Raw genomic sequence first — 12962 nt, forward strand, 5'->3', positions numbered from 1 at the left:
TATAAGTTAAAAAAAGCGATCAAATGGCAGACAAAGCACAATTTATTGAAGAATTAAACGCGAGATATACTCCAAAAGGAGAACATATTATATTAGGAAAAGGAATGCTGGATGGGGAAGTGATACCTGAAGTGAATGTAACCATTCCTTTGAAAACAATTAACCGTCATGGCCTTATTGCAGGAGCAACCGGAACAGGAAAAACCAAAACCCTGCAGGTATTTGCAGAACAGCTTTCCCATGCAGGAATTCCCTCTCTTGTACTGGATATTAAAGGAGATTTTTCCGGAATTGCAGAACCGGGGCAGATGAACTCAATCATTGAAGAGCGATATGCCAAAACACAGCTGCCTTATACTCCACAAGGGTTTCCGGTTGAATTAATGACTATTTCCGGAGGCAAAGGAGTGAAACTAAGAGCTACGGTTACAGAATTCGGACCTGTTTTGCTAAGTAAAATTCTGGAATTGAATGATACCCAGCAAAGCATTATGTCTATTGTCTTTAAATATTGCGATGATAAAGGTCTGCCGTTGATCGATCTGAAAGATCTGAAAAAAGTATTACAATATGTTACCGATAATGCTCAGGGAAAAGCCGAACTTGCTGCCAATTACGGATCGATAGCACCGGCTTCTTTAGGGGCGATCTTGAGATCTATTGTGGCTTTGGAGCAACAGGGCGCAACGGATTTCTTCGGTGAATTAAGCTTTGATGTACAGGATCTTCTGCAGACAAGAGATGGAAAAGGAGTGGTAAATATCCTGAGAGTAGCAGAAATTCAGAATAAACCACAGCTGTTCTCTACCTTTATGCTTTCGCTTTTTGCTGAGATTTATATGACTTTCCCTGAAGAAGGAGATAGCGGAAGACCGAAGCTTGTTCTGTTTATTGATGAAGCTCACCTGATTTTTGACGAAGCTTCAAAAGCCCTTCTTTCACAGATCGAAACAATGGTAAAGCTGATCCGTTCCAAAGGAGTAGGGATCTATTTCATTACTCAGATTCCAGGGGATGTTCCTGAAAATGTATTGTCTCAGCTGGGATTGAAAATACAGCATGCCTTGAGAGGGTTTACCGCAAAAGATAAAAAAGAAATCTCCAAAGCAGTTGAAAACTATCCTACTACAGAATATTATAATGCTTCAAGTCTGATCCAGAATCTGGGAATTGGTGAGGCATTTGTTACTGCACTGGATGAAAAAGGAATTCCTACGCCATTGGTGCATACTTACCTGATCTCTCCGGAATCCAGAATGGATGTTTTGAATGAAGCAGAAATAGCAGAGCTGACAGGAAGATCTCCTATGGTGGCCAAATATGAACAGGCTATAGACGGAGAATCTGCTTACGAAATGCTGACCAGCAGAATGGAGCAGGCCGCTCAGAATCCTACTTCTACCCAAAGATCAAGACCGGTAAAAGAAGAACCGGGAATGTTTGAGCAGGTATTGCAAAGCTCGGCAGGAAGAACTTTTACCAATACATTAATGAGAGAAGGCGCAAAAGCTATTCTTGGAATGTTGGGATTGGGAGGCCGAAAAAGATAATGATGAATATATAATCTACTGTAACCTGCTATGTTTTGACATATTTTTTGTTACTTTAGCAGGTTATACTTTACAAATGGGGAAAGTTTTGCCGACATGGCGAAAAAAAGTAGAGATAGAAATTAATAAATAAAAAAGCAGTTAACGGGAAAATCAATGTATTCAATTATAGACATAGAAAGTAATGGTGCAGGTTATAGAAATGAGTGCATTATCGATATTGCCATCTACAGGTATGATGGTCAGAAAATTACAGATCAGTTTATCTCACTGGTAAACCCGGAAGGTGATATTACTCCTTTTGTTCAGAAACTGACCAGTATCACTCCCAAAATGGTAAAAACTGCCCCGAAATTTCATGAAATAGCCAAAAGAGTCATTGAGATTACGCAAAATACAACGTTGGTAGGGCACAATATCGATTTCGATTACAGAATGCTTCGCCAATCATTCAAAAGGCTTGGTTATGATTTTAAAATCAACACTTTAGATACCATTCCGTTAGCTAAGAAGTTGATTCCGGATGAAGTCAGTTATTCTCTTGGCAAGCTGGTAAAATCATTAGGAATTCCTTTGACCAATCACCATAGGGCAGAAGGGGATGCTAGAGCGACATTAGAGCTTTTCAAACTGCTGATCTCGAAAGATACCGAAAACGAGATCATCCAGAAGCAGCATGAGGAATCTAATGCAAAAACTTATATCAATAAGATCAAAGAACTGACGCAGGATCTGCCTAACGAAAAAGGATTTGTCTATTTCCAGGATGAAGTCGGCAGGATTATATTTTCAGATTATGTTCAGGATATTAATAAATTTTCAAAAAAAGTTTTTAATTCCAAATCAAAAAAATGGGAACCGATCCAGAAAGGCGTTGAACAGATCAATTTTGAACTTACAGGAACGGATATTATTGCCAAGCTGATTCTGAACTCCAAGAATATTAAAAAGAAAGAGGTTTTACCTTTCGGTCTTTATTTCAGAAACAATAAATATGTTGTTGAAAAAAATAAACTTAATAAAACCGAAAAACCTGTACTGAAATTCAGATCCTTTACCCAGGGAACAAAAGCGGTTCAGTTTTTGAGCGCTCAGGAAGAGTACAATGACTTTGCAGTTCTGAAACAAAAGATAGAGTTCCGAAAAAGAAATGAGCTTTGGTTGGGAACAGGAAGAAAACTGGGTGAAAAACTGTTTTTGATTATTGAAAACGGAAAAGTGGTGTCCTTTGGTTTTTATGAACTGTTTACCCAGATTCAAACGCTGAGTAAGCTGGCTAAACTGAAAATAGACCTTCCGCTGTCTTCCACAGATTTGAATAATGAATTGCAGCTGGCTCTTTTACGTGGTGATTTTGAGACGTTACCGTTGCCGAAATAATAAAGGAATTCATACCTTATATGTTCTCAGAAAGAAGATGGTTTTCAAATCAATTTTCTCGAAATAAAAAATAAATAGTATTTTTGTAAAAAAATAAGTAGAAGCAATGCAAAATTTTAAACAAAATAAAACTGGAAAAAAGGGAGCTGTAAAGTTCTCTAAGGTTTGGAATATTTAAAAGACTTGTCTTGCATAAAAAATAATCAATGTGGCAGGCTCTTTTACGAAGAATCTGCCTTTTTTTATGTTAAAATGAAATTATGAATTCAAAAGAATTATTAAAGATTGCCAATGAGTTTGGCACACCCGTGTACGTTTATGATGCTGAGTCTATCAAAGTTCAATACGAGAAACTTACATCTTCTTTTTTAAAACATACGAAGTTCTTCTATGCAGCGAAGGCATTGACGAACATCAATATCCTTAAGTATGTCAAGAACCTGGGTGCTTCTTTGGATTGTGTATCTATTAATGAAGTTAAACTTGGATTAAAAGCAGGTTTTTCGAAAGAAAAAATATTGTTTACACCCAATTGTGTTGACCTGGCAGAAATAGAAGAGGCAATGACTTTCGGAGTTCATATTAACATTGATAACATTTCTATTCTTGAGCAATTCGGGAATAAATACGGAAATACATATCCTATTTTAGTAAGAATCAACCCGCATATTTTTGCCGGGGGAAACTATAAAATTTCAACAGGGCATATCGATAGCAAGTTCGGTATTTCCATTCACCAGGTGCGTCACATCGAAAGAGTGATGAAAAGTACCAACCTGAATGTAGAAGGACTTCACATGCATACAGGAAGTGAAATCAAAGATCCTGATGTATTCCTTCAGGCGCTGGAGATTATGCTGGAACTTTCTGAGCATTTCCCGAACCTGAAATACCTGGATATGGGAAGTGGGTTCAAGATTCCTTATCAGGACAGCGAAGAAGAAACTGATGTGAGAACATTAGGGAAAAAAGTAGAAAAAGTGATTTCTGAGTTCTCAAAATCTACAGGAAAAAAATTCGAATTATGGTTTGAGCCAGGGAAATTCCTGGTAGGGAAAAGCGGTTACCTTTTAGTAAAAGCTAATGTGATCAAGCAGACTACCGCTACCGTATTTGTAGGAGTAAACTCAGGGTTCAATCATCTGATCCGCCCGATGTTTTATGATTCTTACCATATGATTGAAAACCTTTCTAATCCTAAAGGAGCAGAAAGAATTTATACAGTAGTAGGAAATATTTGTGAGACAGATACCTTTGCGTGGGACAGAAAACTGAATGAAGTAAGAGAAGGTGATATTCTGGCGTTCCACAATGCAGGAGCATATGGTTTTGAAATGAGTTCCAACTTCAATTCAAGACTGAAACCTGCAGAAGTTCTATTCCTGGATGGAAAAGCTCACCTGATCCGTAAGAGAGATGAATTTGAAGACTTATTGAGAAACCAGATCGAAGTGGTAATGTAAGTCAATAGACAATAGAAGGATCGGCTGCCCAAAGGGCAGCCGATCCTTTTTTAATGCCAGTAGCAATGCGTGTTCTGTGTTGTTTGTCATATTGAAAGATCCTTATGAATTCTTTATATTAAACCTAACAGGTTTTAACAGTAATGTCATATTAGAAATCCGATTTAATTAGCTAAATTTGATAGAGATAGGAGTATTTGTATTCCTGCCGAACACCAATATTCATAACAAACAACCACCAAATAGAATAATTATGGCGAAAAACATAGCAGAGCAGATTGTTGAAATGCTCGAAAATGCCAATGTGAAAAGAATTTACGCAGTAACGGGAGACAGTCTCAATCATCTTAATATTGCGGTCAAAAAAAGCAGTATCCAATGGATTCATGTACGACACGAAGAAGTTGGGGCTTATGCCGCTGCCGCAGAAGCAGAGCTGGATGGGTTGGCCGTATGTGCAGGCAGTTGTGGTCCGGGACATGTTCATCTGATCAATGGGGTTTATGAAGCGCACCGGTCTCATGTTCCTATGCTGGTGATTGCCTCTACAATTCCCAGTGACGAAATGGGAATGGACTACTTTCAGGAAACTAATACCATAAAACTGTTTGATGATTGCAGCTATTATAATCAGATGATTACCCGTCCGGAGCAGGTGCAGAGAACCGTTCAGACGGCCCTTCAACATGCTATATCTAAAAAAGGAGTGGCTGTAATCGGCCTTCCGGGAGATGTTTCTGAGCTGGAAGCAGAAGAAGCGACTACTTCCACACAAATCTTTAAAACCAATCCCGTTATAAGACCTTCAGATGATGAGCTTCGAAGTCTTGCAGGCCTTGTAAATGAAAGTAAGAAGGTAACCCTTTACTGCGGGATAGGAGCTGCCGAGGCTAGTGCTGAAGTGATCACACTGGCTCAACTTTTAAAAGCACCTGTAGGTTATTCGTTCCGTGGAAAAATGGATATTCAGCCTAATAATCCTAATGAAGTAGGACTCACCGGGCTATTGGGGCTTCCATCAGCTTATCATGCGATGCATGAAGCAGATCTTGTTATTCTTTTAGGGACAGACTTTCCGTATCAGAAATTCATGCCGGTAAAAAATAAGATTGTACAGATCGATGAAAGTGCAGAGAGATTAGGAAGAAGAGCAAAACTGGAATTGGGACTTACAGGAGATGTCCGGGAAACCATTAAAGCATTACTTCCTCTTCTGGAAGAAAAAACAGATGCTCATTTTCTTAATGAACAATTGGCTTTTTATGATAAAGTGAAAGAAAATCAATTGGAGTATGTAAAAGATTTTGGAAAAGAGAATGCAATCCAACCTGAATATGTAGCCCATACTTTAGATCGTCTGGCCGAAAAGGATGCTGTTTTTACCGTAGATACCGGAATGTGTTGTGTTTGGGGAGCCAGATTTATTACAGGAACGGGTAAAAGGAAAATGTTAGGATCATTTAATCATGGGTCGATGGCCAATGCAATGCCAATGGCTATCGGAGCAGCGTTGTCACATCCGGAAAGACAGGTGATCGCCATGTGTGGAGATGGCGGACTCTCTATGTTATTGGGAGATATGGCTACTATTTTTCAGTATAAATTACCAATAAAGTTAATCGTTTTCAATAACAGAACCTTAGGAATGGTAAAGCTGGAAATGGAGGTCGGCGGAATGCCTGATAATGAAACGGATATGATCAATCCGGATTTTGCCATGGTGGCCCATGCAATGGGGTATCCTGGGAGAAATGTTCACCTGCCCGAAGAGGTGGAAGGAGCAATCAAGGAATGTCTGGAGCACAAAGGTCCTTACCTTTTGAATATTTTCACCAATCCTAATGCCCTGGCACTTCCTCCCAAAATTGAATTTGAGCAGATTATGGGGATGACAAAGTCGATGACACAACTCATGCTCGGCGGAAAAATGGATGAGGTGTTTGAAACGGTAAAAAGCAATTATAAACACATCAAAGGACTTTTGTAGATAGGAATACATAATGATAGAGGGCTGTTTTTATAAAGAGCCCTATAGAACTTCACATTTTGTGTGAAGTTTTTCTTTTTTATACATCAGGTAAATATTTACCTTTGCTTAATATTTAACTTATAATAAAATAAATTATGAAAACGATACTCTTATTTTTGGCTCTTTGCGTAGCAAATTTTTCATTTGCTCAGGATCAGGAAGAACGAGATGACTCTTTTATCAATGAAAACAATAAAAATATTTTAAAAATAGATATTAAAGAGCCGTTTATGCAGATTGCTGTGAAATGTAATGACTTTAAACCTGCAGCCTATGAAGGAGGAGTTGCTGCCTATAAAAATATACTGAACAAATATATGTATGCTTACCTTAACTCGGATTTTTATTCGTTGGCAGGAGATTTTACATTTACCTTAATCCTTGATGCCAAAGGAAAAGTCATTGATATGAAAGGAATGCCTAAAGTAGCGAACAGCGGTGTTTTCTTTGACGATATGCAGTATGTTGTAAGAAGAATCAAGAAGAACTGGACGCCTGCATCATGTGGAGGAAAACCTGTAGCTTCACAGATAAAAATGAATATAAACTTTTCTTCCGTATCAGTGGATATGTAAGATCATCTAACTTTAACCATGAAAAAATATCTTTTAATTTTACCTTTACTGATGCTAAGCAGTAAAGCATTTTCGCAGGCCGCAACAGCCCAATACGAATACCAAAGCAGCGCTGATTTCCAAAAAGCAGAATTTCCTGGTGGGGAAGAAGCATTCAGAAAAGAATTTCTGAACATGGTTCATGCTTATATTGATGTGGCTTTATATGCAATCCAGGGCGAAGTGACCTTCATTTTTAATATTAATTCAAAAGGTAAAATTGATAAACTGGATGTACTTCCTAAATTCAAAAACAATGAAATGTTCGTTGATGATATGAAGTATGCCCTTAAAAAAGTAAAAGGAAAATGGAGTCCTGCAACAAAAGGCGGTGTTCCGGTAGATTCTAAGGCCATCATGAAAATCAGGTTTAATAATAATACCTATGATCATGATTAAAAAAATTTTGTTTCTTATTATTTTCTTTACAACAAAATTAATTTTTGCTCAAAATGAGGTTTTGGATAAATATCCCTACGGTCAAGATTTTTACGCTGGTGGATTAAATCAATTAAATAAAGAGATTGTAAAGATTGTTAAAGAACAAAAGTTGCAGCCTTGTGAAAGAAGTGAAGAACGGTATAGTGTACAGATTCTTGTGTATGAAAATTCAACCATCAACTATGTTAAAGATTTTGATACTATAAATATTCAAAAAAACAAATGTGCATTTGACTTCAGCCGTAAAATTATTCCCCACCTCAAAAGATGGATGCCAGCAAAAGAGGACGGGAAATTCATTGGGGCAATTGCCAAAATTGAAATAAATCCTTTTTATTTAGTCAATTCCAAAGATGATCCAAGTAAAAACGAAAAGGAAATTGCAACTTATAAAAAAGGAATGAAAGCTTTTGGATTTGAGATTAAATCCATTTTTGAGAGATACATAAAGAAAAATGAAGACAAAAGAGCTTGGTTGACATTTGTTGTTAATGAAAATGGAGAAATGGAAGACTTCAAGATTGAAGGTGATTTTTCTGACTATGACAAGAAAGATATTATCAATAGCCTATCTAAGATAAAAGGGAAATGGAATCCTGCTACATTTAATAATATTCCAGTCAGATATAGAATCAGACAGCCTCTTCTTCAGCAGTTTGACCTTCAGGTAGAGTTGGATGACAAGGACCGAATCATGAATCGAAATTTTCATAATAACAGATACCGATAATCTCCTGACATTCTGTCACAATATTTTGTATCTTTGCAGACTCATTTGTTCGTGATCTCCAATTACGAACCCAAAATTGATTGTCGTGCAGGAAAAATATATAGACGAAACTAAACAGGGCGAAGCATTTGCTATTGCTGAAAGACCGGAAAATTCTAAAAAACTGTTTTTAGAAAGCTATGGTTGTCAGATGAACTTCTCTGACTCTGAAATTGTTGCATCCATTCTAAACGAACAGGGCTACAATACAACAATGAAAGTAGAAGAAGCTGACCTTATCCTGTTGAATACATGTTCCATTCGTGAAAAAGCTGAGCAGACGGTAAGAATGCGTCTTTCCCAGTTTAAAAACCTGAAAAAAGAAAAACCCAACATGACGGTGGGTGTTTTGGGTTGTATGGCGGAAAGGCTAAAAACAAAATTCCTGGAAGAAGAGCAATTGGTTGACCTTGTGGTAGGACCGGATGCTTACAGAGACTTACCAAACCTTTTGAAAGAAACAGATGACGGTAGAGATGCTATCAACGTTATTCTTTCCAAAGAAGAGACTTATGCCGATATTAATCCTGTACGTTTAGGAGGAAACGGAGTTACGGCCTTTGTAACCATTACCAGAGGTTGTGATAATATGTGTACATTCTGTGTCGTTCCGTTTACCAGAGGAAGAGAGAGAAGCCGTGATCCGCATTCTATCATTGAAGAATGTAAAGATCTCGCGAATAGCGGATATAAAGAAATTACCCTTTTAGGACAGAATGTAGATTCTTACCTGTGGTATGGAGGAGGTCCTAAAAAAGACTTTGCAAAAGCTTCTGAAATGCAGAAAGCTACAGCAGTAGATTTTGCACACCTGCTTGATCTTGTGGCAAAAGCAGTTCCTGAAATGAGAATCAGATTTTCCACTTCCAACCCTCAGGACATGAGCCTGGAGGTGTTCAGGATGATGGCAAAACATGATAATATCTGTAAATATGTACACCTTCCTGTACAGAGCGGAAGCAATAATATGCTTGAAGCGATGAACAGACAGCATACCCGTGAAGAATATCTTGAGCTGATCAAAAAGGCAAAAGAAATTGTTCCGGAAGTAGCTTTCTCTCAGGATATGATCGTAGGATTCTGCAATGAAACAGAAGAAGATCACCAGGATACACTAAGCCTGATGAGAGAAGTAGAATATGACTACGGTTATATGTTTGCTTATTCCGAGAGACCAGGAACGCCTGCTCACAAGAAAATGGAAGACAATATTCCTGCTGATGTGAAGCAGAGACGTCTTGCTGAGGTGATTGCCCTTCAGGGAGAACTTTCCAGAATGAGAATGAAATCTTATGTAGGAAAGAGGCATCAGATCCTGATCGAGGGAACTTCCAAGAAAAACGAAAATCAGTGGAAGGGAAGAAATTCTCAGAATGCTGTATGTGTTTTCGATAAACTTGAAGGTCAGAAAATAGGTGACATTGTGGACGTTTTTGTCTATGACAACACCCAGGGCACACTTTTAGGTAGGATTACAGAATAATAAGTTTTGACAAAAGCGGTCTGCCTGTTGGCTTTGTTTTCTTTTAGTCTGGTCTCCTGCCAGACAGAGAAGAACATCAGTAAGTACCCGGGGACTGTAGGAGATATATCCTTTGATGAAAAATCTGATGAAGCTGGTTTTAAGAAATGTGGAGCAGGAAAGGACAGACCTTTTAGCTTTCAATATTATCATGGTTCAAAGGAATTTGATTATAAGGGAGAAAAGATCGCCATCGTAGAAAAACTTAAAAAAGAAAATATATTCTCAGAAAAAAAGATCAATGGTTATATTACCGTTAGATTTTTAGTAAATTGTGAAGGAAAGACAGGGGGATTCAGACTCACGCATTTGAATTCGGATTTGAAAGAGATGCGCCTGGATGAAGAACTGGAAAATAAGCTGTTAAAGTTCACAAAATCACTGGATGGCTGGATGCCGAAAGAGATAAAAGGTTTAAAAGTAGATTATTATCAGTATTTAACCTATAAAATTGAAAATGGAAAAGTTTCAGAGGTATTACCTTAGCTTTTTGTTGCTTATCGTTTACACCAATACTATTGCACAGGTCAACTGTAATGCAGTAGAGGGTGAGAACTGCAAAAAAGCTTGTGAGTTATACAACTGGGCTTCAGATTTACAAGGTTCTGCAGAGTCACAGGAAGGCTTTGATAAAGCGATTGAGCTCTGTCCGGATTTCTCCGGTGCTTATATGGAGAAAGCGGTTCCCTACCTTAAAAACGGGGACTTTTCTACCTGGAAGATTCTGATTGATAAGGCTGTTGCTTTAGATCCTAAAATACATCTTGGCTACAGAGGCTGGTGCAAATTCCAGTTTCTGAGGGATTATAGCGGTGCTATTCAGGATCTGGAAACCCTTAAACAATATTATCCTGAAGATTTAGGAAGATCCTTAAATGGAGATTACCATCTGGAAGTCGTAAAAGCGATGTCATATAGTGCTTTAGGACAGAAAGAAAAAGCGGCAGGAATTATTGAAAGACTTCTGGTTACAAGAGGCTATGTAAAAGGTTTGTTTGATCATTACCAACTGGGGGTGACCTATTTTGAGTTGGGAAGATATGACAAAGCCCTGGAAAATTTTGAAAAACAAAGCAAAGAATACGACTTTGCCGAGAACATATACTTTAAAAGTAAAGTTTCTAAGATCAGAAACAAAGATTATTTGGATTTGAAAATGTTAGCATTAAAAACCTATGATGATGGAAAGGTTATGAAGGACGTTTACACTCATCATTTCAACAAAGTCTACAGAAAGCAGATCGCTGAACTGTAGAAGATTAACATTAGATCAATAATCAAAAATTTACTTATGAGCAACGAGTTACAAAACATAAAAAACCGCTTTGGAATTATCGGGAATTTTCCGGCACTCAACAGAGCCCTGGAAAAATCAATCCAGGTAGCTCCCACAGACATTTCCGTATTGGTTATCGGAGAGAGTGGAGTGGGAAAAGAATTTATTCCGAAGATTATCCATTCAGAATCCCGAAGAAAGCACCAACCGTATATTGTGGTGAACTGTGGGGCGATTCCCGAAGGAACAATTGATTCCGAATTATTCGGGCACGAGAAAGGAGCTTTTACAGGAGCTACAGCGACCAGAAAAGGATATTTTGAGGTAGCAGACGGTGGAACTATTTTTCTGGATGAGGTAGGAGAGCTGCCATTGCAGACGCAGGTTCGTCTTTTAAGAGTTTTGGAAAGCGGAGAATTTATGAAAGTGGGTTCATCCCAGGTCCAGAAGACCAATGTAAGAATTGTGGCAGCTACCAATGTCAACATGATGAAGGCCATCCATGACGGAAGATTCCGTGAGGATCTGTATTATCGTCTGAATACCGTTCAGATCGATATGCCGCCTTTAAGAGAGAGAAAAGGAGACATTCATTTGCTGTTCAGAAAATTTGCAATAGATTTTGCAGAAAAATACAGAATGCCGGAGCTCGAGCTGGAGCCAAGTGCCGTTCATTATATCGAAAATTATGCTTTCCCGGGGAATGTCCGCCAATTGAGAAATCTGGTTGAGCAGATGACCGTTGTGGAAAGAAACAGAAATATCACAGCCGAGAAACTGGCTGAGTATATTCCAATGGAAACCCACCTTCCGATGGTGGTAAATACACCGAGTACACCCAAGCAAAATGATTTCGGAAGCGAAAGAGAAATTATGTATAAAATTCTCTTCGACATGAGGAATGATATTAATGATTTAAAATCCTTAACTTCGGAATTGATCAAAAACAGAGGTGCCGGTGACCTGAGCAGTCATGAGAAGAACCTGATCAACAGGATTTATACTCCGGAAAGCCAGCCGCAGGTAAACTCAGGCTCTTTGCTGTATTTTGAAAACAATAACGATTCACCGGCTGTTCAGACTCCAACAATCATTTCAGCTCCGGAAGATAGCTATGAAGATATTGAGGATATTGAAGTGGAAGAAAACAGACCGGAGTCTCTTTCCCTTCAGAATAATGAAAAAGATCTCATTATCAAGGCGCTGGAGAAGCATAAAGGACGTAGGAACAGAGCTGCTGATGAATTGGGAATTTCACAGAGAACTTTATACAGAAAAATAAAACAGTATAATCTGGAAGATTAATATCCTGAGCCTAAAAGGATTCCGGGATTCAACTAAGATGCGAAATAAATAAGAAAAATGAATAGTAAGATCAAAAATATTAATCTGAGACAGTCTATGCTGGTAGGGGTACTTTTAGCCTTGCTGGGAACTTTACATTCATGCTATAGCTTTACGGCGGGATCATCCCTGAAAGGCGAAAAGACGATTCAGATCAATGAATTCCCTAATAATGCCCCTCTTGTAAACCCTGCCTTATCACAACAGTTCTCTACAGATGTTCAAAACAGATTCTTACAGAGAACAACGTTGAAGGGAACCAAAGAAAATCCTGATATTCTGATAGAAGGAGAGATTACAGATTATTCAATCACGCCTACCACGATCAGTTCAAACACCCAGACGAATCCTTCAGGTGGTGTTATACAGCAGGCTCAGAATAAATTGACCATCACGGTGAAAGTACATTGTGAAAACAAAGTACAGCCGGATAAAAGTTTTGACAGAACGTATACTGATGAAGCAGCTTTCAACAGCAATTTATCACAGAGTGATATTGAAACCTCACAGGTGAAAATTGTTACCGATAGGATTATTAATAAGATGTTTAATGACATTGTAGCGAATTGGTAAG

The 12962-nt window shown here is 38.2% G+C and carries 12 protein-coding genes; all 12 read left to right on the top strand.

Going from position 1 to position 12962, the window contains the following annotated elements; translation table 11 throughout:
* Nucleotides 1-23: 23 nt before the first annotated feature.
* The 12 genes from AC106K_RS26535 (at nucleotide 24) to AC106K_RS26590 (ending at nucleotide 12961) form a co-directional block, all read left to right on the top strand.
* Entirely contained in the window at nucleotides 24-1550 is a 1527-nt protein-coding gene (locus AC106K_RS26535; RefSeq protein ID WP_482448641.1) for a helicase HerA-like domain-containing protein, read from the top strand.
* Between the two features lie 156 nt (nucleotides 1551-1706).
* Nucleotides 1707-2930: a 3'-5' exonuclease gene (locus AC106K_RS26540; RefSeq protein ID WP_482448642.1), complete on the top strand. Its 1224-nt coding sequence runs from the start codon at nucleotides 1707-1709 to the stop codon at nucleotides 2928-2930.
* 260 nt (nucleotides 2931-3190) lie between these two features.
* Entirely contained in the window at nucleotides 3191-4393 is a 1203-nt protein-coding gene (gene lysA / locus AC106K_RS26545) for a diaminopimelate decarboxylase (RefSeq protein WP_174774481.1), read from the top strand.
* A 253-nt stretch (nucleotides 4394-4646) separates the two neighbouring features.
* Nucleotides 4647-6380 carry a thiamine pyrophosphate-dependent enzyme gene (locus AC106K_RS26550; protein WP_482448643.1) on the top strand — a complete coding sequence of 578 codons (1734 nt, stop codon included), beginning with the start codon at nucleotides 4647-4649 and terminating at the stop codon, nucleotides 6378-6380.
* A 137-nt stretch (nucleotides 6381-6517) separates the two neighbouring features.
* On the top strand, nucleotides 6518-6997 hold the full coding sequence (locus AC106K_RS26555; RefSeq protein WP_482448644.1) for a hypothetical protein: 480 nt from the start codon (nucleotides 6518-6520) through the stop codon (nucleotides 6995-6997).
* Between the two features lie 18 nt (nucleotides 6998-7015).
* Nucleotides 7016-7435 carry an energy transducer TonB gene (locus AC106K_RS26560; RefSeq protein WP_482448645.1) on the top strand — a complete coding sequence of 140 codons (420 nt, stop codon included), beginning with the start codon at nucleotides 7016-7018 and terminating at the stop codon, nucleotides 7433-7435.
* Nucleotides 7428-8207 carry a hypothetical protein gene (locus AC106K_RS26565; protein ID WP_482448646.1) on the top strand — a complete coding sequence of 260 codons (780 nt, stop codon included), beginning with the start codon at nucleotides 7428-7430 and terminating at the stop codon, nucleotides 8205-8207. The genes AC106K_RS26560 and AC106K_RS26565 overlap by 8 nt, the downstream gene beginning before the upstream one ends.
* A gap of 85 nt (nucleotides 8208-8292) precedes the next feature.
* Nucleotides 8293-9729: a tRNA (N6-isopentenyl adenosine(37)-C2)-methylthiotransferase MiaB gene (gene miaB, locus AC106K_RS26570; protein WP_185290183.1), complete on the top strand. Its 1437-nt coding sequence runs from the start codon at nucleotides 8293-8295 to the stop codon at nucleotides 9727-9729.
* Nucleotides 9730-9735: 6 nt separating this feature from the next.
* Nucleotides 9736-10254, top strand: coding sequence for a hypothetical protein (locus tag AC106K_RS26575; RefSeq protein ID WP_482448647.1), 519 nt, complete (start codon nucleotides 9736-9738; stop codon nucleotides 10252-10254).
* Entirely contained in the window at nucleotides 10226-11023 is a 798-nt protein-coding gene (locus tag AC106K_RS26580) for a tetratricopeptide repeat protein (RefSeq protein WP_482448648.1), read from the top strand. Before AC106K_RS26575 ends, AC106K_RS26580 begins: the two co-directional genes overlap by 29 nt.
* Before the next feature lie 36 nt (nucleotides 11024-11059).
* A complete protein-coding gene (locus AC106K_RS26585) occupies nucleotides 11060-12349 on the top strand; it encodes a sigma-54 interaction domain-containing protein (RefSeq protein WP_482448649.1) in 1290 nt (429 codons plus the stop codon).
* A gap of 57 nt (nucleotides 12350-12406) precedes the next feature.
* Entirely contained in the window at nucleotides 12407-12961 is a 555-nt protein-coding gene (locus AC106K_RS26590) for an LptE family protein (protein ID WP_482448650.1), read from the top strand.
* Nucleotide 12962: the final 1 nt, after the last annotated feature.

The organism is Chryseobacterium sp. FR048, assembly GCF_056844665.1.